This window comes from Nocardia sp. KT25-26 (genome assembly GCF_056627695.1).
Genome location: NZ_CM152813.1, coordinates 4001287 through 4027633, shown reverse-complemented (window position 1 = coordinate 4027633; position 26347 = coordinate 4001287). Strand labels below are relative to the sequence as shown.

Genomic DNA, 26347 nt, shown 5'->3' with positions numbered 1-26347 from the left:
GCTGCGGCGCCGGTGATGCCGCGCGCCATCGCCGGCGCCGTGTCATATTGAGTGCATGACGCAGTTCCGGGTGTGGGCGCCGGCCGCGCGGCAGGTCCGGCTGGAGCTGGACGGGACCGTGTATCCGATGATCCGCTCCGGTGGCGGTTGGTGGCTGGGCGACCACCCGGCCGGCAGCGGGGCCCGTTACGGCTATCTGCTCGACGACGACCCGCAGGTGCTGCCGGATCCCCGGTCGCCGCGCCAGCCGGACGGCGTGCACGGCCGGTCCGCCGTCCATCATCCGGATCGGGAGCTCGCCGCCGACCGCGGCTGGCCCGGCCGCTCGTTCGCCGGGTCGGTGCTCTACGAGCTGCATGTGGGCACCTTCACCGCCGGCGGCACCTTCGACACCGCGATCGAACGCCTGGACCACCTCGTGCAACTGGGTGTGACGACGGTCGAGCTGCTGCCGGTGAATTCCTTCGACGGCCACCGGAACTGGGGCTACGACGGCGTGCTGTGGTATTCGGTGCACGAGGGATACGGGGGTCCGGACGGGCTGGCCCGGTTCGTGACCGCCTGTCATGCCCGCGGCCTGGCGGTCTGCCTGGACGTGGTCTACAACCATCTGGGTCCCAGCGGGAACTACCTGCCCAGGTTCGGCCCCTACCTCACGGAGGCGAGCACCGGCTGGGGTGCGGCGATCAACCTGGACGGTCCCGGTTCGGACACCGTGCGCCGCCATATCGTCGACAATGCGCTGCGCTGGTTCCGCGAGTTCCACATCGATGCATTGCGGCTGGATGCCGTGCACACCTTCGCCGACGACACCGCCGTACCGCTGCTCGAGCAACTCGCCGTGGAGACCGAGTCCCTGGCGGCGCACCTGGGCCGGCCGTTGACGCTGATCGCGGAGAGTGACAGCAACGACCCGCGCTTGATCCTGCCCCGGGCGGCGGGCGGGTTCGGGCTGACTGCCCAGTGGAACGACGATCTGCACCACGCCGTGCATTCCGCGGTCTCCGGTGAACGGCACGGCTGGTACGCCGATTTCGGATCGCTGGGCTGTCTGGCGCACACCCTGGTGCACGGCTGGTTCCACGCCGCCACCTATTCGGCTTTCCGGGGGCGGATACACGGCCGGCCGCTGCCTCGTGACCTGGTCCCGGGCAGCGCGCTGATCGCCTTCACCTGCAATCACGACCAGATCGGCAACCGGGCCCGCGGTGACCGGCCCGCCGCCTATCTCACCGAGGGGCAGCTGGCGATCAAGGCGGCGCTGATTCTGCTGGGACCGGGTACGCCGATGCTGTTCATGGGGGAGGAATGGGGTGCGCGCACGCCGTTCCGGTACTTCACCGCGCACACCGATCCGGAGGTGGCGGCCGCGACCACGGCGGGGCGGCGCGCGGACTGCGCGGCACTGGGCTGGTCCGCCGCCGAGGTGGCCGACCCGCAGGACCCGGACACCTTCGCCCGATCGATTCTCGATTGGTCGGAGCCGGTACGGGAGCCGCATTCCCGGATCCTGGCCTGTTACCGGGCGCTGCTGGCGCTGCGCCGGGCCCGGCCCGAACTCACCGATCCGTGGCTGGACCGGGTCTGGGCGGACTACGACGAGACGGCCCGCTGGCTGGTACTGGGTCGCGGACCGATCACGGTGGCGTGCAATCTGTCCGAGGACGCCGTGGTCGTCCCGGTGCACGGGCGGGTGCTGCTGGCCTGGTCGCCGGCCACGGAAGCCGATGCCGGAACGCGGATTCCGGGGCACAGCTTCGCTGTCCTGGAGAACGGCACACGGCCGGCCGAGGTGTTCACCGCCGGTAGCGGGCCGGGTCCGGAGGTCACAGCCGGATAGCAACCATTGCCATCGATAATCTTACACCGTACGGTATAGCGATGAGCAACGACGCTTTCGGGGCGGACACCGTCGTCCTCCCGGCCGGCACCGGCGGTTACGCGCCGCCCGAGTTCGGCCCCCTGGTGCGAACTTTCGCCACACTGCTGGGACATCGCCGCGGCGCCGGCGGCGCCCTCACCGTCTACCGGAACGGCGCCCCGCTGCTGGAACTGCACGCCGGCAGCGCCGGTGACCGGCCGTGGACTCCGGACACCGGCGCGATCGTGTTCTCCGCGACCAAGGGCATCGCGGCCACCGTCGTCCATCGGCTGGCCGATCGCGGGCTGATCGACTACCACGCGCCCGTCGCCGAGTACTGGCCGCGGTTCGCCGCCCGCGGCAAGGGCGCCGTCACCGTGGCGGATGTGCTCACCCACCGCTCCGGGCTGTCGTCGCTACCGGCGATCGCCACCAGTGCCGACGAGGTGCTCGACCACGAGCTGATGGAGGACCGGCTCGCGCTGGCAGCGCCGGACCGGCTGCTCGGCACCCCGGCCTATCACGCCCTGACCTACGGCTGGCTGCTGGCCGGCATCACCCGCGCCGTCACCGGGCAGGGAATGGGCGAGCTGATCCGCACCGAGGTCACCGAGCCACTCGGCATCGACGGCATCCACCTGGGTCGGCCGCCCGAATCCAGCGGCATCCGGTTCGGCGGTCTCGCAGGCCGGCATCTGAGCCTGTTCGGGCATCCGGTCACGGCCGGTTTCCTGGAACATGTCGGTTACCGGCTGCCCAGCCCGCTCGGCGGTGCGAGTCGCTGCCTGTTCCTGCCCGGTCTGGACACGATCCTGGACGGTCCGAACCCGCCGATCCTGGACACCGAGATGCCCGCCGGCAACGGAGTGTGCACGGCCACCGGGCTGGCCCGGATGTATGCCGCACTTGCCGACGATTCGGCCACCACCGTCGACGGCAGCCCGTACCTGCAGCCGCACACCCGTTCGGCGATCCGCCGGATCCGCAGCCGGCGGCTCGACCACGCACTGTTCTTCCTGCCGATGATGTGGCGTCTCGGTTTCCATTCGCTGCCCGTTCCGGGCGCCCGCGCCGGGTTCGGCCATATCGGCCTGGGCGGCTCGTTCGGCTGGGCCGACCCGCATTCCGGTATCGCCGTGGGGTTCGTGCACAACCGCCTGGACCAGGCGATGCTGCCCTACGACCAGCTGGCGCTCGGTTGGCTGCTGCCACTGGTGATGGCCGGTGTCCGGTCGATGGGTAGTGCGGATCGCCGGCTCGCTGCCGCGGCCTGACCCCGGCACCGCTCGGCGCCGGCCGGGGTCGGCGGCGCCGAGCGGACCGGACCCGGCTCAGGTCAGATAGCGGTAGGCCGGTGAATCCGGGTCCAGCCGTTCGGCCTGGATCGGTGACTGCTCGATCCGGTACATCAGCGGATCCAGATCGGCCGGGGTGCCGAGCTCGATACCGACCAGGGCGGTGCCGGTCTCACGGTTGTTGCGTTTGATGTACTCGAACAGGGTGATGTCGTCGTCGGGTCCGAGGACGTCGTCGAGGAACCGGCGCAGCGCACCCGGTTCCTGCGGGAAGTTCACCAGGAAGTAGTGCTTGAGCCCCTGATGGACCAGAGACCGTTCGATCACCTCGCCGTACCGGGACACATCGTTGTTGCCACCGGAGACCAGGACCACCACGGTCGAACCCGGGTCGACATCGGCGTCGGCCAGCCCGGCCGTCGCGAGCGCCCCGGCAGGTTCGGCGATGATGCCTTCGTTCTGGTACAGCTCGAGCATCGCGGTACAGATCGCACCCTCGTCGATCACCCGCATCCAGAACGATCCGGTGCCCGACCGGTTGCCGGTGGTGGTGAGCAGCGGGAGCGAGGCGTGCGAGCGGATGTGCCCACCGAACTCGGTGATCGCGTCGAAGGGGACCCGGCCGATCCGGCGTACCGCGGCACCGTCGACGAACGGGTCGATCTCCGACAGCGTGACCGGCCCGCCGGCCACCAGGGCAGCCGTCATCGAGGCTGCCCCGGCCGGTTCGACACCGAGGATCTCGGTCTTCGGCGACCGCTCCTTCAGATAGGTGCCGATGCCGGCCAGGCAGCCGCCGCCGCCGACCGGCACGATCACCAGATCGGGCGGGGAATCCAACTGCTGCAGCAACTCACGGGCGATGGTGCCCTGTCCGGCGGCGGTGCGCGGATCGTCGAACGGTGGCACCATCGTCGCGCCGGTCCGGGCGACATCGGTGGCGGCGGCCGCCGCGGCCGCATCGAAGGTTTCGCCGACGGCGATCAGCTCCACGAATTCGCCGCCGTGCACGCGGATCCGGTCCCGCTTCTGCTTCGGGGTGGTGGTGGGCACGTAGATCCGGCCCCGGGTCTGCATCACCCGGCAGGCGAATGCCACGCCCTGTGCATGGTTTCCGGCGCTCGCCGCCACCACACCGGCGGCCCGTTCGGCGTCGGTGAGCTGGACCATCAGGTTGTAGGCCCCGCGCAGCTTGTAGGAACGCACGGCGGTCAGGTCCTCCCGTTTGAGGTAGACCTGCGCGCCGGTGCGCTCGGACAGCCGCTGGCTGTACTGCAACGGTGTCGGCTCGATGATGTCGGCAATGCGCTGCGCGGCGGCGTCGATCTCGTCCGCGGTCAGCGGGGGACGGGACACGGGCACGGTGGCGACATCAACGGAATGGGACACCCCGAATATGCTGCCACCCGCCGGACCCGGAGGTCACAGCGGGTGGTGGCCGGTTCGGCCGGCCGGACGTCAGCCGGCGCGAGGCGTCAACACGAAGACCGGGATCTCGCGGTCGGTCTTCTTCTGGTACTCCGCGTAGTCGGGCCATGCGGCGACGGCGCGTTCCCACCACCGGTCCTTCTCCGCGCCGGTGACCTCGCGGGCGGTGTAGTCCCGGGTCACCGTCCCGTCCCGCAGCTCGACATGCGGGTCGGCCTTGATGTTGTGGTACCAGACCGGGTTCTTCGGGGCGCCGCCGAGCGACGCCACCACGGCGTACTCGCCGTCGTGTTCCACCCGCATCAACGGGGTCTTGCGCAGTTTGCCGGTCCGGGCGCCGCGGGTGGTCAGCAGGACGATCGGCTTGCCCTGCATGGTGGTGCCCGCGGTGCCGCCGGAGTTCTCGTAGGTCTCGGCCTGTTCGCGGGCCCATTCGGAGGTGCTCGGTGCGTATTCTCCAGTCAGTGGCATGGTGCACATTCTCCTGTCGGTCGGCAACAACCGGGTAACCCGCGGTGCCCGGCGTGTTGTTCCCACCGGGAAGAGTTAGGTGGCCCGAACTCTGGAGTGTGTATATCCTGTGGGGGTGGCTGTGGTGACCCCTTCGACGTCCCGGCCCGCGACGGTGGACCTCGCGGGCACTGCCTGGCCGGTCTTCAAGCTGGAAGCACTGGTCGCCGGGCTGCTCGTTGCTGCGTTGCTGCTGCTCGTCACCGGATCGGCGCAGGTGGCCGTGCTCACCGGCGCCGCGGCCGCCGCGGCCCGCTGGGTCCTCGCGGTCGCCCCGGTCCGCCGCTCGGCGCTACGCGCGCACCAGCAGGGCCACCGGTAGCCGGCTGAACAGGCGGTCCAGCTGTGCCCGCCGCTGGTAGCCGTGTCCGGTGAGCCGGTCGGTCCAGTTGCCCGGTGGGAGCACCAGGGTGGTGTCGGTCCACCCGGTGGCGGCCAGCCCCACGCTGTACCGGGTGACCGCCACGATGATCTCCGGCGGCTCACCGGCCGGGCCGCGCGCGTACGACACCACCCGATGGGCGTGCTCGCCGCTCGCATACAGCGGCCGGTAGTCGCCGCCGACGAAACATTCCGGCCGTTCCCGGCGCAACCACAGCGCATAGGCCACCACCCACAGTTTGGCGGCGCCGGTGGTGTCCAGGGTCGGCGTGCCGGTCAGCGACTGCAGCATGGCGGCCCGCGCGGCGAAGTTCACCGGCCGCCGGTTGTCCGGGTCGACCAGCGAGTCCTCCCACAGTTCGCACCCCTGGTAGAGGTCGGGGATACCCGGTGCGCACAGCTGCAGCAGTTTCTGGGCCAGTGCATCCGACCAGGCGTGCGGGGCCAGCTCATGGGCCAGATCCCCGATCCCGGTGCCGACCGGACCGTCGATCACCGCATCCACCCAGGTGTGCACGGCCTGCTCGAACTCGGCGTCCGGCTCCTCCCAGGACGTCTTCGTCCCCGCTTCCCGGATCGCCTTCTCGGCGAACCGGTGCAGCCGCACGCGCAGGCCGGGAACCGACGAGGCCGGGCGGCCGTCGGCCGGCCAGACGCCGAACATGTTCTGCAGCAGGAACAGTGCCGTCGCACCGTCCGGCGCCGGGGTCTGTTCCAGCCAGCCCGGGACTCGGTCGGCCCAGGCATCGGCGACCTGTGCGAGCACCCCGATCCGGGCGCGGACGTCCTCACCGCGTTTGGTGTCGTGGGTGGACAGGGTGGTCATCGTGGCCGGCCAGCGCTGCGCGCGTTCGCTGTTGGCCAGATGGAATTCGCCGACGGTGGTGGCGAACCGGGCCGGGCTGCCGCCCACCTCTTGCAGCGAGACCAGGCGGGCGGCCTGGTAGTACATCGTGTCCTCCACCGCCTTCGCGGTGATCGCACCACACACCTGGCCGAACCGCGTGGTCGCCTCACCACCGGCGGTGAGCGCGGCCACCAGCACCGACAGCGGCGCGGTGAGTTCGGCGTTGCGCTTCTCGACCTCGGCGACCACGGCGGCGGCGACCCCGGCGAGCGGGGCGTAGTCGACGCGGTACACCGGCATGAACGACAGCACCTCGATGGTGGCATTGGTCAGCGCCAGAGTGTCGAAGCTCGCCGCATTACCGTCCCGCTTGATCGCGGCGACCAGGCGGCGGATCTCCGGCGCGAGGATGGTCTCGGCGACCGCGCGTTTGATCCGGTGCTCGGTCTCACCGACCCAGGAACGGTCGCTGCCGTGGCCGATCACCTGCTGGGACAGCTCGGTAAGGGCTGCCTCCCCGGCCGGGTCGATCAGCACCCCGCCGAGATCGGCGAGCGCGTCGTAGCCCGTGGTGCCGTCGACCGGCAGGGTGGCGTCCAGCGGCTCCCGGTCGGCCAGCACCTTCTCCACCAGCAGCAACCGGTGCGGGCCGATCACCCGACGCAGTTTGGACAGGTAGGCGCTGGGGTGGCTGAGGCCGTCGGGGTGATCGACGCGCACCCCGTCGATCAGGTCGTGCTCGCACCATGCGGCCAGTTCCCGGTGGGTCGCGTCGAAGACCTCGTTGTCCTCCTGGCGCAGCGCGGCCAGGTCGCTCACCGCGAAGAACCGCCGATACGTGCACACCCCGGCCTTCCAGCTGACCAGACGATAGTGCTGGCGATCGTGGATGCGCAGCGCATGGTCACCGTCGGTGCCGGGCGCGATCGGGAAGCGCAGATCGTGCAGGGCCAGCACCGGTTCCGGTCCGGACCGGTCGACCGTCAGCGCGGCGGGATCGTTCTCGCTCTGCAACACCGGCAGGGCCAGCCGTCCGCCCGCTCCGTTGCCCGGACTCCAATCGATGTCGAAATAGTGTGCGTACCGCGAATCGCGGCCGTGCCGCAGCACGTCCCACCACCAGGGGTTCTGCTGCGGGTCGGCCACACCCACATGATTGGGCACCAGGTCGACGATGAGTCCCATACCGCGGCTGCGCACTTCGTCCGACAGCGCCTTGAATCCGCCGGGCCCGCCGAGCGCGGCGGAGACCGACGTCGGGTCGGTCACGTCGTAGCCGTGGGTCGACCCGTGTACCGCGGTCATCACGGGCGACAGGTAGAGATGCGAGATACCCAGCTGCTGCAGGTATTCGGCGATGGCCCGGGCATCGGCGAAGGTCAGCCCGTCGGGACGCAGCTGGAGCCGGTAGGTGCTGCGTACCGTGGTCGGCCGGATCGGCGCCCGGTGCAGCAGGGTCAGCGGGTCGGTCACGTAGGTGGCGGTCTCGGTCATCGATTCGGCGATCCTGCGGTGTGGTTCAGGACGATGAGGCAGCGGTCGGGCACGGTGAGCACGGCGCCGCCGGGCAGCCGCAGGTCGGTCCGCCCGTCCGGTACGGAGCAGTCCAGCGCCACCGACCACGGTGCGTCGCCGGGCGGATCCGGCAGGACGAAGTCGAGGGCGGCATCGTGGGCGTTGCAGCACAGCAGGAACGTGTCGTCGACGATCGGTCCGCCCCCCGGCCCCGGCTCCGGAATTGCGGACCCGTCGAGTAGCACGGTCAGTGCCCGGCCGAAACCGTTGTGCCAGTCGGCCGTCGTCATCGTAGCGCCGGCCGGGGTCAGCCACCGGACTTCGCCGCCGACGGGGAATCGGTCCCGCCGGAACACCGGGTGCGCGGTACGCAGGGCGATCACCTCCCGGGTGAAGTCGAGCAGATCGATATCGATCGATTCGGGCGACCAGTCGATCCAGGATCGGTCGTTGTCCTGGCAATAGGCGTTGTTGTTGCCGTACTGGGTGCGGCCGAGTTCGTCGCCGTGCGACAGCATCGGCGTGCCCTGGCTCAGCAGCAGGGTGGCGAGCAGGGCCCGCTGCCGGCGGGCGCGCAGTGCCAGGACCTCCGGATCGGTGGTCGGCCCCTCGATACCACCGTTCCAGGAGCGGTTCCGGGTTTCGCCGTCCCGGTTCTGCTCGCCGTTGGCGCCGTTGTGTTTGTGGTTGTAGGACACCAGATCCCGCAGGGTGAAGCCGTCGTGGGCGGTCACGAAGTTCACCCCCGCCGCGGGCCCGCGCCCGGACCGGCCGTACCGGTCGGCGGAGCCGGTGAGCCGGGCCGCGAAGTCGCCGAGTACGCCCGGGGTACCCCGCCAGTAGTCGCGGACCGTATCCCGGAATCGGTCGTTCCATTCGGCCCAGGGCGCCGTGAGTGTGCCGCCCCGGTAGCCGTCTCCGGTGGCATCCCACGGTTCGGCGATCAGCCGGACCCGGCCGAGGACCGGATCCTGTCGCACCAGGTCGAAGAACGAGACACCCGGGTCCCGGGCCAGCGCCGCGGCCAGGTCGAACCGGAACCCGTCCACGTGCATCTCCTGTACCCAGTACCGCAATGAGTCCATGATCAGCTGCACGGCCTGCGGCCGGCGCACGTCGAGGGTGTTCCCGGTGCCGGAGAAGTCGCGGTAGTGCTCGGGATCGTCATCGACGAGGCGGTAGTAGGCGGCATTGTCGAACCCGCGCAGGCTCAGGGTCGGACCGAACTGGTTGCCTTCGGCGGTGTGGTTGTAGACCACATCCAGGATCACCTCGATTCCCGCGGCGTGCAGCTCGCGCACCATCGCCTTGAACTCGGCGACCGGGTCGGCGCCGGCGGCGTATTCGTTGTGCGGGGCGAAATATCCGATGCTCTGATAGCCCCAGTAGTTGCGCAGGCCGCGGTCCCGCAGCAGCCGGTCGTGGCAGAACTGCTGGACCGGCAGCAACTCGACCGCGGTGACGCCCAGCTTCCGCAGGTGTTCGATGATCGCCGGATGCGCCATCCCGGCGTAGCTGCCGCGTAACTCCGGTGGCACGGCCGGATGGGTCATGGTCATTCCCTTGACATGTGCCTCGTAGAGCACCGTTTCGTGCCGGGGATGTCGGGGCGGCCGGTCACCGCGCCAGTCGAACGCCGGGTCGACGACCACCGCGGTCATGGTGTGCCCGCGCGTATCCGCGCCGGGCAGGTACAGCGCCGGATCGGCGGAAACGGTGCCCTCGAACGCCTTGCCGTAGGGGTCGAGCAGTAGCTTCGCCGGATCGCAGCGCAGTCCTTGCGCCGGGTCGTAGGGGCCGTGCACCCGGAATCCGTACCGCTGCCCGGGGCCGACGCCGGGCAGGAAGCCGTGCCGCACACCGGCGTCCATTTCGTCCAGGCGGATCCGCTCCTCACGGCCGGCCGCGTCGATCAGGCACAGGTCGATGGCGGTGGCGACCGAGGAGAAGACGGCGATATTCGTTCCGGCGCCGTCGAACGTAGCGCCGAGGGGGCAGGGCTCACCCGGACGGACCCTTGGTGCCCCCACGACACCGGGTGCAAAATCGGGCAGGACCATGCCGACGACAGTAGCGCGACCGGCGGCGCGTGCCGATCGTATCGCCGAGCCACGGTGGCGGTGCGTGCCTGCTGTGCGGTGGGCAGCTGTCGTGCGCGGCCACGGCGGCGCGCCTGCCGGATCACACGCCGGTCGGCATGATGCATTCGCGTGGCTGGGTCTCGGCCGAACCCGTCATGCGGCCGCCCTGCAATTCGCAGATCAGGGTTTCCACGTAGGCTGCGCCGACGGCCGGGGTGTAACTTGAACGGTGTTCAATCCCGGTTCGCCCGGGCGGCCGACCACGACCGGAGAGGACCTCCGTGGCACTGACTCCCGAACAGATCACCGCTGTCGACGCCGCGCACGTCTGGCATCCCTATGGGGGGTTTCCCGCGACCACCGAGCCGCTCGTGGTGTCGAGCGCATCCGGGACCCGCCTGCGCCTGGCGGACGGACGCGAGGTGGTCGACGGGATGAGCTCCTGGTGGGCGGCGGTGCACGGCTACCGGCACCCCGTCCTGGACCGCGCGCTCACCGAACAGGCCCAGCGGATGAGCCATGTGATGTTCGGCGGGCTGACCCACGAACCGGCGGCGCGGCTGGCGCAGCTGCTGGTGGAGCACACGCCCGCCGGTCTGGACAAGGTCTTCCTGTGTGATTCCGGGTCGGTATCGGTCGAGGTCGCGGTGAAGATGTGCCTGCAGTACTGGCGCAGCCGGGACCTGCCCGCCAAACGCCGGCTGCTCACCTGGCGGGGCGGATACCACGGTGACACCTTCACGCCGATGAGTGTCTGCGACCCGGAAGGTGGCATGCATTCGCTGTGGACCGACATCCTGGCCGAGCAGGTGTTCGTCCCCGCCCCGCCGCGCGATTTCGATCCGGCCTATGTCGCGGAACTGGACCGTGCGCTGGCCGCCCACCGCGACGAACTCGCCGCCGTGATCGTGGAGCCACTGGTCCAGGGGGCGGGAGGAATGCGCTGGCACGATCCCCGCTACCTCACCGAACTGCGCCGGCTCTGCGACGAGCACGGGGTGCTGCTGATCTTCGACGAGATCGCCACCGGGTTCGGTCGCACCGGTGAACTGTTCGCCGCCGACCATGCCGGTATCGCCCCGGATGTCATGTGCGTCGGCAAGGCCCTCACCGGTGGGTACCTCACCCTGGCGGCCGCGCTCACCACGACCCGGATCGCGGAAACCATCAGCGCCGCCCACGGCGGGCTCATGCACGGCCCCACCTTCATGGGCAACCCCCTGGCCTGCGCGATCGCGGTCGCGTCGGTGGAACTGCTGCTCTCCCGGGATTGGCGCGCCGAGGTCTCGCGCATCGAGCGCGAGCTGTCCGTCGGCCTCGCCCCGATCCGCGAGCTGCCGGGGGTGACCGACGTCCGGGTGCTCGGTGCGATCGGGGTCGTCGAACTCGACCGCCCGGTGGATATGCAGCGCGCCACCGACGCCGCCGTCGCAGCCGGGGCCTGGCTGCGCCCGTTCCGCAACCTCGTCTACACGATGCCGCCGTTCATCAGCGACTCCGTGGACATCGCCACCATCGCCCGGGCCGCACACGCCGTGGTCGCCGCCCAGGCGAGCGTGCCGACGCCGTCCTGAATCGGGTCGACCGCATCGGCTACCGGCACTCGCGGCCCGGGTTGTCCGACAGCAGTGCCCGCGGGCAGGTCACTGGCCCGGGTGACGTGGTCGATACAGCCCGGCTACGGAGCAGCATTCCCGCCGCCGGGAGTCCAGGCGTTCCGGGTCCGCTCTAGGGCGAGCAGTCAGCGTTGGTAGCCGCGTCCGTGGGTCGGCCCGCCGAACACCCCTGGATGGCTGCCGGGATCCCGTGCAGGTAACCCTCCCGGTGGTCCCGCAGCCGCCTCACCTCCAACGGATTGTGTGGCACACCCGTCGAAGGCGGTTGTCTGTGGTGCGGGTGATTCCGCTGAGGCTGGTCACGTCGGCGAGGTCGCCGGGCGCACCGGGCGCGATGCCGGTGTGGGCGAACTCCGGTGCGGTTCCGGCAACGCAGGCAGGAGCACCGTCGGGCCTTCCCGCCGCGGGGTCTGCGCACGACGGCGACCGCTGCCCGGCTTCGATGGCATCGGTAGTCTGCCGGGCACGGTGAACTGGGCTGACAAAGCGCCCTGAACGGCGTTCAAGTAGGCTGCGGAGCTGTGACGCACGATCCGCTGAGTTGGTTGGACGAACGAGCCGCCGAACGTGAGCGGGCCGGTCTGCGCCGGCAGTTACGCGCCCGCGTACCCGAGTCTGCGGCGATCGATCTGGCCTCCAACGACTATCTGGGGCTGAGCCGGCATCCGGAGGTGATCGAGGGAGCGGTTGCGGCCGTGCGCCGGTGGGGTGCCGGGTCCACCGGGTCCCGGCTCGTCACCGGGACCACGGCCGATCACGAACTGCTCGAAACCGAGCTCGCCGAGTTCACCGGCACCGAGGCCGGGCTGGTCTTCGCCTCCGGCTATGCCGCCAATCTCGGGGTGGTGACGGCGCTGGGCGGGCGTGGCGCACTGATCGTGTCCGATGCCGGAAGCCATGCCTCGCTGGTGGATGCGTGCCGGTTGTCCCGCTCGCGGATCGAGATCGCTCCGCATCGCGATGTGGCCGCGGTCGAGCGGCTGCTGGCCGGACGTTCGGAGGACCGCGCCCTGGTGCTCACCGATTCGGTATTCAGTGCGGATGGTGATCTGGCGCCGCTGGCGGAGCTGCACCGGGTCGTCCGGGCGCACGGCGCGGTGCTGGTCGTCGACGAAGCGCATGGACTCGGGGTACGGGGCGCCGGCGGCCGCGGGCTGGTGCACGAACTGGGACTGGCCGGGGAACCCGACCTGATCGTCACGGCAACCCTGTCGAAGGCGTTCGGCGCCCAGGGCGGCGCCGTGCTGGCGAGTGCCCGGGTGCGGGACCACCTGATCGACGCGGCGCGCACATTCATCTTCGATACCGGCCTGGCCCCCGCGGCCGTCGGCGCCGCGCGGACTGCGCTGGCCCTGTTGCAGGCCGAGCCGGCCATGGCCGGCCGGGTCCTGGACCGTGCGGCTCGGATCGCCGCCGTCGCCGGGGTCGCCCGGCCGGAATCGGCGGTGGTGTCGGTGGTGCTGGGTGAGGCGCAACGGGCCTTCGACGCAGCGCAGGCGTGCCGCGCCCGCGGTCTCGACGTGGGGTGCTTCCGGCCGCCGTCGGTGCCCGAGGGCACGTCCAGGCTGCGGCTCACCGCTCGCGCCGACCTCACCGAGACCGAACTTGACCGGATCGAGACCGTGCTGCGCGGCGTTCTCGCCGAGGCCGGCCTGCCCGCCCCGGGCGCTGCGGATGCCTGCGTTGCCGGAACCGCCCCGGAGTTCGCCCGCTCATGACGATTCTGCTGATCAGTGGCACGTCGACCGATGTCGGCAAGACCGTCGCGACGGCCGCCGTCGCCGCCCGGGCCGCCGCGGCGGGACGTTCGGTGGCGGTCTGCAAACCCGCCCAGACCGGCATCGCGCCCGGTGCGCCCGGCGACCTCGCCGAGGTGACCAGGCTCAGCGGAATCACCCGCACCCTGGAACTGGCGCGTTACCCCGAACCCCTCGCACCGGATACCGCCGCTCGCCGGGCCGGGCAGCCGTTGCTCACGCTCGACCAGACGGTGGCCGGGATCGAGACGCTCACGGATGCCGATCTGGTCCTGGTGGAAGGCGCCGGTGGACTGCTGGTGCGGATGGGTGAGTTCACCCTGCTCGAGCTGGCGGGTGCACTGGGCGCCCCGGTGCTCGTGGTGACCGCCGCGGGCCTCGGCACCCTCAACCACAGTGAGCTGACCACCCGAGCCCTGGCATCCGCCGACGTCCCGTGTGCCGGTCTGCTCATCGGTTCCTGGCCGGAACTTCCGGATCTGGCGGCCGAATGCAATCGCACCGATCTGCCCCGGGTCACCGGTGCGGAAATCGTCGGTGCATTACCGGCCGGCGTGGGTGCGTGGGACCGGGCTGCGTTCACCAATCGAGCAACCGACTGGTTCGTTTCCGGATGGGAGCCGTGGCGACCGGTTCGGTCGTTGCCGCTGTCCGCGAACTACGCCGTCTGACCAGGCGATTTGACTTCGTTCTCGATCATGCGTAACTTTATTCGAGTCAGAGCGACACGGACTCCGACCCGGAGCCGAACGCGGCCTTGAACACAGGGTACGCCACGGTGCGGGAAAACGAGGTAGGACGATGAGCGCCTGACGATCACACTGGTTGATCCGGGACCCGATTTTGTGTCGGGGACTGTGGTCGGCTAAGCTTCGGAAAGTTGCTTCACTGAGGCACCGGATTCGGTTCGGTTGTTTTCGGTGTGTGCGTGTGTTCTTTGAGAACTCAATAGTGTGTCGATGAATGTCAGTGCCAAAATTGTTTTTGGTTCCGATGCTTGCACCCCCGTGTGGGTGTCGGACATTTATAGTCAGCTAATTTCCGGCTGGCGTTTTGCTAGGTTTTCGGACTCTAGTTAGATACTGCTGATTCACCTTCGGGTGTTTCGTGAGTCTTCAACGGAGAGTTTGATCCTGGCTCAGGACGAACGCTGGCGGCGTGCTTAACACATGCAAGTCGAGCGGTAAGGCCCTTCGGGGTACACGAGCGGCGAACGGGTGAGTAACACGTGGGTGATCTGCCCTGTACTCTGGGATAAGCCTGGGAAACTGGGTCTAATACCGGATATGACCATCTCTCGCATGGGGGTTGGTGGAAAGATTTATCGGTACGGGATGGGCCCGCGGCCTATCAGCTTGTTGGTGGGGTAATGGCCTACCAAGGCGACGACGGGTAGCCGGCCTGAGAGGGCGACCGGCCACACTGGGACTGAGACACGGCCCAGACTCCTACGGGAGGCAGCAGTGGGGAATATTGCACAATGGGCGGAAGCCTGATGCAGCGACGCCGCGTGAGGGATGACGGCCTTCGGGTTGTAAACCTCTTTCGACAGGGACGAAGCGAGAGTGACGGTACCTGTAGAAGAAGCACCGGCCAACTACGTGCCAGCAGCCGCGGTAATACGTAGGGTGCGAGCGTTGTCCGGAATTACTGGGCGTAAAGAGCTTGTAGGCGGTTTGTCGCGTCGATCGTGAAAACTCGGGGCTCAACTTCGAGCTTGCGGTCGATACGGGCAGACTTGAGTACTTCAGGGGAGACTGGAATTCCTGGTGTAGCGGTGAAATGCGCAGATATCAGGAGGAACACCGGTGGCGAAGGCGGGTCTCTGGGAAGTAACTGACGCTGAGAAGCGAAAGCGTGGGTAGCGAACAGGATTAGATACCCTGGTAGTCCACGCCGTAAACGGTGGGTACTAGGTGTGGGTTTCCTTCCACGGGATCCGTGCCGTAGCTAACGCATTAAGTACCCCGCCTGGGGAGTACGGCCGCAAGGCTAAAACTCAAAGGAATTGACGGGGGCCCGCACAAGCGGCGGAGCATGTGGATTAATTCGATGCAACGCGAAGAACCTTACCTGGGTTTGACATACACCGGACGTCGGCAGAGATGTCGGTTCCCTTGTGGTCGGTGTACAGGTGGTGCATGGCTGTCGTCAGCTCGTGTCGTGAGATGTTGGGTTAAGTCCCGCAACGAGCGCAACCCTTATCTTATGTTGCCAGCGCGTTATGGCGGGGACTCGTGAGAGACTGCCGGGGTCAACTCGGAGGAAGGTGGGGACGACGTCAAGTCATCATGCCCCTTATGTCCAGGGCTTCACACATGCTACAATGGTCGGTACAGAGGGCTGCGATACCGTGAGGTGGAGCGAATCCCTTAAAGCCGGTCTCAGTTCGGATCGGGGTCTGCAACTCGACCCCGTGAAGTTGGAGTCGCTAGTAATCGCAGATCAGCAACGCTGCGGTGAATACGTTCCCGGGCCTTGTACACACCGCCCGTCACGTCATGAAAGTCGGTAACACCCGAAGCCGGTGGCCTAACCCCTTGTGGGAGGGAGCTGTCGAAGGTGGGATCGGCGATTGGGACGAAGTCGTAACAAGGTAGCCGTACCGGAAGGTGCGGCTGGATCACCTCCTTTCTAAGGAGCATTCTCCAGACGTGCCACCAGAGGGTGGATGTCGTTCTGGCAGAGGCCATTACGAACTCGAATGTGGTTCGGTGGTTGCTCATGGGTGGAACACTGACATGCGCCTCATATCGGGGCGGGCCGTGATCGGTTCGTTCGTGGGGATTGTAGTCGGCACACTGTTGGGTCCTGAAAGAACAGGCGTTCTTTCTAGGCAAGAAACGATCCGCCAGGTTTTCTGGTTCGTACCGCGGGGTGTGTGCTCCGGCCGGCGACAGGGTGTTGGTCTGGTGGGTGTGTTGTTTGAGAACTGCACAGTGGACGCGAGCATCTTTGTCTTTGTAAGTGTTTAAGAGCGTTCGGTGGATGCCTTGGCACCAGGAGCCGATGAAGGACGTGGGAGGCTGCGATATGCCTCGGGGAGCTGTCAACCGAGCTGTGATCCGAGGATTTCCGAATGGGGAAACCCAGCACGAGTGATGTCGTGTTACCCGCATCTGAATATATAGGGTGTGTGGAGGGAACGTGGGGAAGTGAAACATCTCAGTACCCACAGGAAGAGAAAACAATATGTGATTCCGTGAGTAGTGGCGAGCGAAAGCGGATGAGGCTAAACCATGTGTGTGTGATAGCCGGCAGGCGTTGCATGTGTGGGGTTGTGGGGTTGCTCTTCTCATCACTGCCGTGGTGAGCGTCAGTCAGAAACCGTTGTGTTAGGTGAAGTGGCCTGGAAAGGTCTGCCGTAGAGGGTGAGAGTCCCGTAACTGAAAACATGGCGGCTGGCGTGAGTGATGCCCGAGTAGCAGCGGGCCCGTGGAATCTGCTGTGAATCTGCCGGGACCACCCGGTAAGCCTGAATACTACCTGGTGACCGATAGCGGACTAGTACCGTGAGGGAAAGGTGAAAAGTACCCCGGGAGGGGAGTGAAATAGTACCTGAAACCGTGCGCTTACAATCCGTCAGAGCCGACTTGTTTGGTGATGGCGTGCCTTTTGAAGAATGAGCCTGCGAGTCATCGGTGTGTGGCGAGGTTAACCCGTGTGGGGTAGTCGTAGCGAAAGCGAGTCCGAAGAGGGCGTTGAGTCGCACATTATGGACCCGAAGCGGAGTGATCTACCCATGGCCAGGGTGAAGCAGCAGTAAGATGTTGTGGAGGCCCGAACCCACTTAGGTTGAAAACTGAGGGGATGAGTTGTGGGTAGGGGTGAAAGGCCAATCAAACTCCGTGATAGCTGGTTCTCCCCGAAATGCATTTAGGTGCAGCGTCGCATGTTTCTCGCCGGAGGTAGAGCTACTGGATGGCCTAGGGGGCCTACAAGCTTACCGAAGTCAGCCAAACTCCGAATGCCGGTGAGTGAGAGTGCGGCAGTGAGACTGCGGGGGATAAGCTTCGTAGTCGAGAGGGAAACAGCCCAGATCGCCGGCTAAGGCCCCTAAGCGTGTACTAAGTGGAAAAGGATGTGGGATCGCTGAGACAACCAGGAGGTTGGCTTAGAAGCAGCCACCCTTGAAAGAGTGCGTAATAGCTCACTGGTCAAGTGGTCCTGCGCCGACAATGTAGCGGGGCTCAAGTACACCGCCGAAGCCGCGGCACTCCAACATATACATTCCCTTCGGGGCAGTGGTTGGGGTGGGTAGGGGAGCGTCCTGTAGCCGTGGAAGTGGTGGAGTGATCCAACTGTGGAGGCTATGGGAGTGAGAATGCAGGCATGAGTAGCGAAAGACGAGTGAGAAACTCGTCCGCCGGATGACCAAGGGTTCCTGGGGCAGGTTAATCCGCCCAGGGTGAGTCGGGACCTAAGGCGAGGCCGACAGGCGTAGTCGATGGACAACGGGTTGATATTCCCGTACCCGTGTATCCGCGCCCAATGGTGAATCCATGGTGCTAACCGCCCAAATCTGGCGGGATCTCCTTCGGGAGACCCAAAAGTGCTGCGCGGGACCCTCGTGGTAGTAGTCAAGCGATGGGGTGACGCAGGAAGGTAGCTGGGCCAGTCAGTGGTTGTACTGGTGTAAGCCTGTAGCCCGAGCCATAGGTAAATCCGTGGTTCTTGTGGGTGAGAGGTGATGCGTAGCCGTTGTGGTGAATTCAGTGATCCTATGCTGCCGAGAAAAGCCTCTAGTGAGTTGGTACACGGCCCGTACCCCAAACCGACACAGGTGGTCAGGTAGAGAATACCGAGGCGATCGAGAGAACTGTGGTCAAGGAACTCGGCAAAATGGCCCCGTAACTTCGGGAGAAGGGGCGCCCGATCCGGTGAACCGACTTGCTCGGGGAGCTGGGTTGGGTCGCAGAGACCAGAGAGAAGCGACTGTTTACTAAAAACACAGGTCCGTGCGAAGTCGTAAGACGATGTATACGGACTGACGCCTGCCCGGTGCCGGAAGGTTAAGAGGACCGGTTAGCGACCTTTTGGGTTGCGAAGCTGAGAATTTAAGCCCCGGTAAACGGCGGTGGTAACTATAACCATCCTAAGGTAGCGAAATTCCTTGTCGGGTAAGTTCCGACCTGCACGAATGGCGTAACGACTTCTCTGCTGTCTCGACCACAGACTCGGCGAAATTGCATTACGAGTAAAGATGCTCGTTACGCGCGGCAGGACGAAAAGACCCCGGGACCTTCACTATAGCTTGGTATTGGTGTTCGGTACGGTTTGTGTAGGATAGGTGGGAGACTGTGAAGCGGGCACGCCAGTGTTTGTGGAGTCGTCGTTGAAATACCACTCTGGTCGTATTGGGCTTCTAACTTCGGACCATGATCTGGTTCAGGGACAGTGCCTGGTGGGTAGTTTAACTGGGGCGGTTGCCTCCTAAAGGGTAACGGAGGCGCCCAAAGGTTCCCTCAGCCTGGTTGGCAATCAGGTGTCGAGTGCAAGTGTACAAGGGAGCTTGACTGTGAGACCGACAGGTCGAGCAGGGACGAAAGTCGGGACTAGTGATCCGGCACCGGCGTGTGGAAGCGGTGTCGCTCAACGGATAAAAGGTACCCCGGGGATAACAGGCTGATCTTCCCCAAGAGTCCATATCGACGGGATGGTTTGGCACCTCGATGTCGGCTCGTCGCATCCTGGGGCTGGAGTAGGTCCCAAGGGTTGGGCTGTTCGCCCATTAAAGCGGCACGCGAGCTGGGTTTAGAACGTCGTGAGACAGTTCGGTCTCTATCCGCCGCGCGCGTCAGAAACTTGCGGAAGGCTGTCCCTAGTACGAGAGGACCGGGACGGACGAACCTCTGGTGTGTCAGTTGTGCTACCAAGTGCATTGCTGGTTGGCTACGTTCGGGAGGGATAACCGCTGAAAGCATCTAAGCGGGAAGCCTGTTCCTAGATGAGGTTTCTCACCACCTTCGAGTGGGTAAGGCCCCCTACAGATGATGGGGTTGATAGGCCGGAACTGGAAGCGCAGTAATGTGTGTAGGTGACCGGTACTAATAGGTCGAGGGCTTATAAAAGATGAAGGTGTTACGCGTCCACTGTGTGGTGTCTGAAACAACACACGAACCATTGCTGGGGTCCGGGATGTTCCGGGTCCGGCACACTCCCTCGTTGGGGGGTGTGGTGGTTTGTTGGATAGTTTCATAGAGTTACGGCGGTTTTAGCGGTGGGGAAACGCCCGGTCCCATTCCGAACCCGGAAGCTAAGGTCACCAGCGCCGATGGTACTGCACTCGACAGGGTGTGGGAGAGTAGGACACCGCCGGAACATACATTCACGATGGCCCCTGTGCGGAACCTGGACGGTTTCGGGCAGGGGCCATCGGTGTGTCTGCATCCTGTTGCCACACCATCGGCCGGTTCGGTAGCCGGGCCGACGGCCTGCTCCTACAGTGGATAGATGTCTCCGGTGGACCGTTGCCCCTCCACCGTTGCGGACTACGACGATGCTCGCCGCCGGGCTCGGTTGCGGCAGACCGGGTTCGGCTACGGTGCGCGCCGTGGCCGGCGCCTGCGGTATCTGCTGGTGCGGCTGACGGCCGTGATAATCGCGGTACTGGTGCTCGGCATGCAGTATTGGACCTACGATGTGGCGCCCGAGCGGTACCGGCTGTCCCGGACCGAGCCCGCACTGCTCCGGGTGGCCGATCCCGTCGACCCGGCGGATCGGGACACCGCGGTCGTCGACCTGGTCGGGCTGGGTGGGCTCAATGCCGCCGATACCGCGGAATCCCTGCCGGCGCTGCGCGACTTCGGGTCGGTGTGGGCGGTCCGATACGACAACCAGGGTATCGACACGCAGGTGATCGCCGATCTCGTCGTGCGCACCGCGGAGATGTCGGGTATCGCGAATGTGATGCTGATCGGGCACAGCATGGGTGGGGTGGTGGCACTGGAGGTCGCGCGCCACATCCGGCTGGACAGTGACCGCCGCCTGGTGGCGGTCGTATTGGACTGCACGCCGGTGAACCTGCATGCTGTGCGACCCGAGAGCCGTCGGCGCGGTGAAGGGATGGTGCGCTGGGCAGGGTGGGTGCCCGGCGCCCGGGAGAGCCGGACTCTGCGTTTCGTGGTGGAGGCCTACGCCCGCCGGGACCGTTTCATGGACGCGTTCGGTCCGCTGACAGGCGTCCGGCTCCCGGAGCTGGGCGATGTGATCGCGGAAGTGTTGCGCGACAAGATCTTTTCCTCGGATGCCGCCAGCAACGGGCTCATCGAATCGCAGTTCGCGGCGATAGTCGCCGGCGGTGTGGTGCGGGATCTGGCGGTGCTGGCCGAACCGGTACCGGGCAAGATGCGGCCCGCGGTCGTGTTCATCCGGCCGCGCAATCCGATGGACGATCCCATTGTCGACGTCGAGTACTCCCACGAGGTGCTGATCGAACATGCCGGTGGTGTCGACGGCACACTTCTGGTGGTCCTGCCGCGCAATACCGGGCATGCCAACCCGCGGCAGCGGCCGGAGGAATACAACGCGATCATCGATTCGCAGGTGGCGCCGTTCATCGACCGCTATCGGGAGCAGGCCAGGGAACTTCCGGATTGACCGGATGGCGGCCGACGCCGGTCGCCGCGGTGCGGGGGCGCCGCCCGCCGGGCGGTCAGTTCTGCGGCAGCGGTGCCGAGGATGCTGCGGCAGGTGCACTCGGTGCCCCGGCCGGATCGGCCTGCTCCTCGATGACCAGCCAACGCCCGCCCGCGGTATCGGACGAGACCATGATCCATACCGAACGATCGGCGGTGCGGATCAGGTAGGTGTTGATCTCGTCGCCGTACATTCCGCCGAGCCCGGTGTTGTGCGCAACCATCAGATCGTGGTCGATCTCGTCGACGAGTTCGCTCGGCACCTCGGACGCGGTGATCCGGACCCCGCCCAGCGCGGTGATCTGGTCGTCGACCGCCTCCAGCATGGCGAACTTGGCGTAGCCGACATCCGCTACTGCGTGGATGAAGGACTCGTACACCTGGCCGGTGGCCCAGTACAGCCCGGCACCGGTCCACACCGGAATCCGGTCCCGAGGCACGATCGGCTCCTCGGAGTTCGGGTTCTCGAACCCTTCGGGCATCGTCAGATACGGGAAGGTGCCGAGTTCGGCGGTGGACAACGGTACCGACTCCGGGTCGAATCCGGACGCCGGGGCCGGCTCGGTGGTCGACGGACCGGCCGTGGCGGTAGCGGCAGCGGTGGTGGTCGCCGCTGGGGTCGTCGCCGTCGTGTCCGCTTCGTCGCTGCACCCGGCGGTGGCGATCAGTACCACGGCCGCCGCCAGCGTCGTGGTGGTGAGCGTGCGCCTCAATGAAACCTCCAGAACATGGGTAGCTCGTCGACGAGACTAGGCATCGGGCGGCGCACCTGGGTCTCACTGTGGTCTCATGATCTCCGGCCCGAGCCGGCCGAGGGATAGGAGTGCCCGGATGACCGTCGATCGGCAGCTGCCGCCCGCGCACCGTCCGCACCTGGAACGGGTACAGGCGGGTGTATCTGCGGGACGAGTGGTCAACCTGACCGGTCCACTCGGGGTCGGCAAGACTTGGCTGACCCGGTACCTGCCCGAGGCGGTGCCGGTGATCGACGACGTCGACACCGCGGCCGCGATCCGGACGGCGGCCGGAACGGTGCCCCCGGGCGGTGTCGTGGTGGTCAGCAGGCGGCCGCTGGCGGCATCGGCGCAGTGGAGTGCGGGCCGCGGGGCAGCCGACCCGGTCACCGTTGCACTATCGGCGCTGCCGGATTCGGAGCTCGATGATCTGCTGCTGGCCGCCGGTATCGAGGATCCGGACCGGCGGGCGGGCGTCGTGGAGGTGGCCGGAGGTATCCCGTTGCTGGCGTGGGCCGCGATCCGGGCGCTGCGCTCCGGGGCAGACGATCCGGGATCCGGTGCGGTCGCCGACCGGGTCGCGGCGGAACTGCTGGAGCGGCTGGACCGCGAACGGCCCGGCCCGCGGATCCGGCATGCGCTGCGCGCGGTCGCCGCGGTGGGTGCCGCCGACGAAACACTGCTCGCCGGCGGCCCGGACCTGTTCGACGAACTGGCCGGGCTCAGCATCGTCGAACGGGGACCGCTCGGCCTGTCCGTTCCGGAGCCCTACCGCACGGTGCTCGACACCGCCTATCGTTGGCGCCGGCCCGAACGATATCGCGACGTCCGATCCCGCGCCGCCCGCTATCGGCGGGCCCAGCTGGCCCGGAGCGAATCGGCGGCGGACCGGGCGCAGGTAGCCGAGCAGGCCTTGTTCCTGGCACCGCCCCAGCTGGTGCGGCAAACCCTGTTCCCGCCGGTGGACCGGCCGGTGACCATTGCGCCCGCGACTGCCGCCGACGCCGGTGCTGTCGCGGCGATGATGGATATCTGGGCCCGGCGCAACGGTTTCCACCGGCAGCGCACCGCGCGGATGGTCGAGCAGTGGGTGAGCGACGACATCACCGGATTCCATCTGGCCCGGGACGCCGACGGCCGGGCGGTCGGGCTCGCGAATCTGGTCCCGGTCGTCGAACACACCGCGGGCAGTGTGGAACTGCTGCTGCAGCAGCACAGCGAAACCCTCACCGCGAAGCGTTCCGGCGGGTTGGTGCTGGGTGCCGCCTTCGGCGCCGACCGTGCCACGCATGCGGCGATCCTGCGGCATACCCTGCTGGTCGGGGTCCGCGCCCGGAATCTGCTGGTGTCCACCGCGAATCCGGACTATCTGGCGCTGCTGCGCGCACTGCGGTTCCGGCCACACGGCCGGCTGGCGGAAGATGTGTACCGGTGCGGGCGGCATCCGGAGATATACAGCAACGACTTCGGTGCCGACGCCGCCACCCGATGGGCCGACCGGTTGGCCGGGGCCGATGCGCTCGGCGGGGCGACCGCCCAGCAGATCGGCTGGGCCCTGCGCCATCTCGGCGATCCGGCCGCGCTGGCGGCAAGCCCGCTGTGCACCGCGCCGCATACCGCGGGACCGGCCGAACTGCGCGGCTGGCTGCATTCCGCCCTCGAACGCCTTGCTGCCCATTCGGATCCGGTCACCGCCGAATCGGGAGCCGTGCTGGGCGCCTACTTCCTGCGCCCGTCCACCACGCACCGGCAGGTGGCGGCGCGACGGCATCTGAGCCGGGCCACCTATTTCCGCCGGGTCCGGCACGGTTTGACCGTGCTGGCCGCCGAACACCGCGCCGGTAGCCCGGAACACTGATCTGCCGGTGTCGCGGCTCCAGCGATCAGCGCACCCGGCTGCCGAGCCGATGCCGGACGCCGCCGACGAACAACTGCAGGCCGAAATCGAACCGGTCGGTGGCATCCGGGGCCTCGGTGAGGGGTGAGTTCTCCGCGGTCAGGGCCCCCGCCGAGTCCAGCTGCATCCGGGACTGTTCGTCCACTGTGTGGCCGAGGACGTAGTACAGCAGGGTGGACGCGGTGTATTCGGCCTCGCGCCGATTCATCCCGGCCCGGATCACCGTTCCGGCCAAACGTTCCCGGGCCTTGCTGGTGGTGAGCCGGGAGGCGTAGGTCGCCGACACCAGTTCGGCGCCGTCCCGGTAGGTGAGCAGGCAGTTGCGCAGGCGATGGGCCAGCGCGCCGAGTTGATCGGCCCACTCGGCGGCGGGGACGGGTTCGTCCATCGGCGCCAGAATGCGGTCCGCGACGGCGCCGAGCAGCGCCTGCTTGTTCGGGAAATGCCAGTACAGCGCCCCCGGCTGGACGTGCAGCGAGGTGGCCAGCCGCCGCATGGTCAGATCGGCCAGACCGTACTCGTCGAGGATCTGCATCGCCGCCGCCACGACGTCGGCCCTGCGCAACTGCACCCGTCACCCTCCACATCCGTATCCGGCCCGCCACCGCGGCGTGCTTTGACTCACTCTCGGTCGCTACCCTAGCCTGAACACCGTTCAAGTTGCACGGCCGTGCACCCCGGGAGCCGGGGTGCGGCCCGCATCGCCCGGCTGCCGATTCGTCGATGCAGTACGGCGCCGATCAGGAGAAGGGACTCCGAACGTGACGCAGGCACCCGCCCGGACCGACATTCTGGCCATCGCGCGTGAGCAGGTGCTCGAGCGCGGTGAGGGGCTGACCCAGGAGCAGACCCTCGCGGTGCTGCAGGTCGGTGACGACCGCCTCGAGGAACTGCTGCAGCTGGCCCACGACGTGCGGATGAAGTGGTGTGGCCCGGAGGTCGAGGTCGAGGGCATCATCAGCCTGAAGACCGGCGGCTGCCCGGAGGACTGCCACTTCTGCTCCCAGTCGGGCTTGTTCGAATCGCCCGTCCGGGCGGCCTGGCTCGATATTCCGAGCCTGGTGGAGGCGGCCAAGCAGACCGCCAAGACCGGTGCCACCGAATTCTGCATCGTGGCCGCGGTGCGCGGCCCGGATGAGCGGCTGATGGCGCAGGTGGCCGCCGGTGTCGAGGCGATCCGCAACGAGGTCGACATCCAGGTGGCCTGTTCGCTCGGCATGCTCACCCAGGAGCAGGTCGACCAGCTCGCGGCGATGGGGGTGCACCGCTACAACCACAACCTGGAGACCTCGAAGTCGCACTTCCCGAACGTGGTCACCACGCACACCTGGGAAGAGCGCTGGGGAACACTGAAGATGGTGCGCGAGGCCGGGATGGAGGTGTGCTGCGGCGGCATCCTCGGCATGGGCGAAACCCTGGAACAGCGCGCCGAATTCGCCGCCGACCTGGCCGCCCTGGAGCCGGACGAGGTGCCACTGAACTTCCTGAACCCGCGGCCCGGTACCCCGTTCGGGGACCTGGAGGTGCTGCCGGCCGCGGAGGCGCTGAAGGCGGTTGCCGCGTTCCGGCTGGCGCTGCCGCGGACCATCCTGCGGTTCGCCGGCGGCCGGGAGATCACCCTCGGCGATCTCGGTGCGAAGCAGGGCATCCTGGGCGGCATCAATGCGGTCATCGTCGGCAACTACCTGACCACTCTGGGCCGCCCCGCCGAATCCGATCTGGATCTGCTCGGCGAGCTGAAGATGCCGATCAAGGCGCTCAACGAAACGATCTGAGCGGTCGGCGACCAGTACATTATGGATATGCACACCCTCTACAACCCGTTCACCGGCAAACCGGTCGTGCCGGGCGGCGACGAACCGTTGCCGGCCGCCGCCGCGCTCGGGCTGGAGCCGCCGCGGTACTGCGCGCAGTGCGGCCGCCGGATGATCGTGCAGGTGAGCCCGGACGGCTGGTGGGCCAAGTGCTCCCGGCACGGGGTCACCGAATCGGCCGAACTGGAACGCCGCTAGTGGCGGTCCGGACCGTCCCGGACCGTCCGGAGGTGCTGCGGCGGGAACTGCGTGGGGTGCTGCTGCTCGCGGCGGCGGTGCTGGTGGCGAGCGGTATCGCCGGGGTGGCCTGGGGCCTGCTGGCACCGCCCGAACGGGTGCGGGTGACCGCGCCCGGGCGCGGGATCCCGCTGACCGGGGAGAGCCTGCACGAGTTCGATTCGCTGGCCATCTTCGTCTGCCTCGCCGCTCTGGTCGCATTGCTGACGGTGGTGGCCGCCTGGCGCGTCCGGTATGCCCGCGGTCCGGCCCTGGCGGTTGCGCTGGTGCTCGCCTCGGGTGCCGGGGCGGCCGCCATGGTGGTGGTCGGGGAAGCCGTTTCCGCCGCTCGTTTTCCGCGCCCCGACGATCCGCCGATCGCCGTGGTGGTCACGCTGCCGGCCGAGGTGGGCACCGGACTCGCGCTGCTGGTGCAGCCCCTGCTGGCCGCGATGCTGCTGGTGCTGTTCGCCGGTCTCAATCCGGCCGCAGATCTGCGTTCCGGTGCGGCCGGGCTGCTGGGGGACCGGTTCCCGGACGGGATGGACGAGCCGTACCCGCCGGATCCGATGGCCCCTGTTCCGGATGCCACGGTGGCGGAGGCCGGTTACCTCGTCACACCACCCGGTCCGTCGGACGCACCACCACGCCGGGACTGATCCGGGCCGGAGCGAGCGATCCGGATCGAGTTCGGGCGTAGCGTTTTCGTCGTCGGCACCGACCGGTAGGCTGCGCGTCGTCGACAGGACGACGAGCAG

Annotated in this window: 17 protein-coding genes and 3 rRNA genes; 14 read left to right on the top strand and 6 right to left on the bottom strand. The window is 67.4% G+C overall.

The genetic code is table 11. The features are described 5' to 3' along the window. Positions 1-55: 55 nt before the first annotated feature. Both treZ and AC1HFH_RS18380 read left to right on the top strand, forming a co-directional pair. Positions 56-1840, top strand: a complete 1785-nt coding sequence (gene treZ, locus AC1HFH_RS18385) for a malto-oligosyltrehalose trehalohydrolase (RefSeq protein ID WP_480244023.1) — start codon at positions 56-58, stop codon at positions 1838-1840. Between the two features lie 41 nt (positions 1841-1881). Continuing rightward, on the top strand, positions 1882-3135 hold the full coding sequence (locus tag AC1HFH_RS18380; RefSeq protein ID WP_480244022.1) for a serine hydrolase domain-containing protein: 1254 nt from the start codon (positions 1882-1884) through the stop codon (positions 3133-3135). Between the two features lie 57 nt (positions 3136-3192). Here AC1HFH_RS18380 and ilvA read toward each other — a convergent pair whose 3' ends face one another. Further along, the gene (gene ilvA / locus AC1HFH_RS18375; protein WP_480244021.1) at positions 3193-4545 is read right to left on the bottom strand and encodes a threonine ammonia-lyase IlvA; all 1353 of its coding nucleotides are present in this window, start codon (positions 4543-4545) and stop codon (positions 3193-3195) included. Positions 4546-4614: 69 nt separating this feature from the next. Beyond that, the gene (locus tag AC1HFH_RS18370) at positions 4615-5055 is read right to left on the bottom strand and encodes a nitroreductase family deazaflavin-dependent oxidoreductase (protein ID WP_480244020.1); all 441 of its coding nucleotides are present in this window, start codon (positions 5053-5055) and stop codon (positions 4615-4617) included. 115 nt (positions 5056-5170) lie between these two features. On the opposite strand from AC1HFH_RS18370, the gene AC1HFH_RS18365 reads away from it, so the two are divergent. Further along, positions 5171-5416, top strand: coding sequence for a hypothetical protein (locus AC1HFH_RS18365; RefSeq protein WP_480244019.1), 246 nt, complete (start codon positions 5171-5173; stop codon positions 5414-5416). On the opposite strand, the gene treY is transcribed toward AC1HFH_RS18365, so the two are convergent. Both treY and glgX read right to left on the bottom strand, forming a co-directional pair. After that, complete coding sequence (treY, locus tag AC1HFH_RS18360; RefSeq protein WP_480244018.1) at positions 5387-7816, bottom strand: malto-oligosyltrehalose synthase; 2430 nt, start codon at positions 7814-7816, stop codon at positions 5387-5389. The two genes, AC1HFH_RS18365 and treY, sit on opposite strands and share 30 nt — an antisense overlap. Then, a complete protein-coding gene (glgX, locus tag AC1HFH_RS18355; protein ID WP_480244017.1) occupies positions 7813-9897 on the bottom strand; it encodes a glycogen debranching protein GlgX in 2085 nt (694 codons plus the stop codon). Before glgX ends, treY begins: the two co-directional genes overlap by 4 nt. 302 nt (positions 9898-10199) lie before the next feature. Here glgX and AC1HFH_RS18350 point away from each other — a divergent pair, with 302 nt between their 5' ends. From AC1HFH_RS18350 to AC1HFH_RS18320, 7 genes are all read left to right on the top strand, one after another. Further along, on the top strand, positions 10200-11492 hold the full coding sequence (locus AC1HFH_RS18350; RefSeq protein ID WP_480244016.1) for an adenosylmethionine--8-amino-7-oxononanoate transaminase: 1293 nt from the start codon (positions 10200-10202) through the stop codon (positions 11490-11492). Between the two features lie 563 nt (positions 11493-12055). Continuing rightward, on the top strand, positions 12056-13252 hold the full coding sequence (locus AC1HFH_RS18345; RefSeq protein WP_480244015.1) for an 8-amino-7-oxononanoate synthase: 1197 nt from the start codon (positions 12056-12058) through the stop codon (positions 13250-13252). Next, on the top strand, positions 13249-13962 hold the full coding sequence (bioD, locus tag AC1HFH_RS18340) for a dethiobiotin synthase (protein ID WP_480244014.1): 714 nt from the start codon (positions 13249-13251) through the stop codon (positions 13960-13962). The genes AC1HFH_RS18345 and bioD overlap by 4 nt, the downstream gene beginning before the upstream one ends. 444 nt (positions 13963-14406) lie before the next feature. Further along, positions 14407-15925 (top strand): 16S ribosomal RNA (locus tag AC1HFH_RS18335). A gap of 327 nt (positions 15926-16252) precedes the next feature. Next, positions 16253-19362: ribosomal RNA gene (locus tag AC1HFH_RS18330) — 23S ribosomal RNA — on the top strand. A 133-nt stretch (positions 19363-19495) separates the two neighbouring features. Beyond that, positions 19496-19612 (top strand): 5S ribosomal RNA (rrf, locus tag AC1HFH_RS18325). The 16S, 23S and 5S rRNA genes sit together here, the layout of an rRNA operon. 132 nt (positions 19613-19744) lie before the next feature. After that, positions 19745-20890, top strand: a complete 1146-nt coding sequence (locus tag AC1HFH_RS18320) for an alpha/beta fold hydrolase (RefSeq protein ID WP_480244013.1) — start codon at positions 19745-19747, stop codon at positions 20888-20890. 55 nt (positions 20891-20945) lie between these two features. Here AC1HFH_RS18320 and AC1HFH_RS18315 read toward each other — a convergent pair whose 3' ends face one another. Then, positions 20946-21641 (bottom strand): hypothetical protein, encoded by a 696-nt coding sequence (locus AC1HFH_RS18315; RefSeq protein ID WP_480244012.1) that lies wholly within the window; start codon positions 21639-21641, stop codon positions 20946-20948. 118 nt (positions 21642-21759) lie between these two features. On the opposite strand from AC1HFH_RS18315, the gene AC1HFH_RS18310 reads away from it, so the two are divergent. Beyond that, entirely contained in the window at positions 21760-23520 is a 1761-nt protein-coding gene (locus AC1HFH_RS18310) for a hypothetical protein (protein ID WP_480244011.1), read from the top strand. Positions 23521-23545: 25 nt separating this feature from the next. Here AC1HFH_RS18310 and AC1HFH_RS18305 read toward each other — a convergent pair whose 3' ends face one another. Beyond that, positions 23546-24130: a TetR/AcrR family transcriptional regulator C-terminal domain-containing protein gene (locus AC1HFH_RS18305; protein WP_480244010.1), complete on the bottom strand. Its 585-nt coding sequence runs from the start codon at positions 24128-24130 to the stop codon at positions 23546-23548. A gap of 190 nt (positions 24131-24320) precedes the next feature. Between AC1HFH_RS18305 and bioB the strand changes: the two genes are divergently transcribed. The 3 genes from bioB to AC1HFH_RS18290 are packed head-to-tail and all read left to right on the top strand — an operon-like array spanning position 24321 to position 26248. After that, complete coding sequence (gene bioB / locus AC1HFH_RS18300; RefSeq protein ID WP_480244009.1) at positions 24321-25334, top strand: biotin synthase BioB; 1014 nt, start codon at positions 24321-24323, stop codon at positions 25332-25334. Positions 25335-25361: 27 nt separating this feature from the next. Beyond that, complete coding sequence (gene bsaP, locus AC1HFH_RS18295; RefSeq protein WP_480244008.1) at positions 25362-25571, top strand: biotin synthase auxiliary protein BsaP; 210 nt, start codon at positions 25362-25364, stop codon at positions 25569-25571. After that, positions 25571-26248 (top strand): DUF2567 domain-containing protein, encoded by a 678-nt coding sequence (locus tag AC1HFH_RS18290; RefSeq protein ID WP_480244007.1) that lies wholly within the window; start codon positions 25571-25573, stop codon positions 26246-26248. Before bsaP ends, AC1HFH_RS18290 begins: the two co-directional genes overlap by 1 nt. Positions 26249-26347 lie beyond the last annotated feature (99 nt).

Coding starts and splice junctions, on each gene's coding strand:
- treZ (WP_480244023.1), top strand. CDS start 56: ATGACGCAGTTCCGGGTGTGGGCGCCGGCCGCGCGGCAGGTCCGGCTG.
- AC1HFH_RS18380 (WP_480244022.1), top strand. CDS start 1,882: ATGAGCAACGACGCTTTCGGGGCGGACACCGTCGTCCTCCCGGCCGGC.
- AC1HFH_RS18370 (WP_480244020.1), bottom strand. CDS start 5,055: ATGCCACTGACTGGAGAATACGCACCGAGCACCTCCGAATGGGCCCGC.
- treY (WP_480244018.1), bottom strand. CDS start 7,816: ATGACCGAGACCGCCACCTACGTGACCGACCCGCTGACCCTGCTGCAC.
- glgX (WP_480244017.1), bottom strand. CDS start 9,897: ATGGTCCTGCCCGATTTTGCACCCGGTGTCGTGGGGGCACCAAGGGTC.
- bioD (WP_480244014.1), top strand. CDS start 13,249: ATGACGATTCTGCTGATCAGTGGCACGTCGACCGATGTCGGCAAGACC.
- AC1HFH_RS18320 (WP_480244013.1), top strand. CDS start 19,745: ATGTCTCCGGTGGACCGTTGCCCCTCCACCGTTGCGGACTACGACGAT.
- AC1HFH_RS18310 (WP_480244011.1), top strand. CDS start 21,760: ATGACCGTCGATCGGCAGCTGCCGCCCGCGCACCGTCCGCACCTGGAA.
- bsaP (WP_480244008.1), top strand. CDS start 25,362: ATGCACACCCTCTACAACCCGTTCACCGGCAAACCGGTCGTGCCGGGC.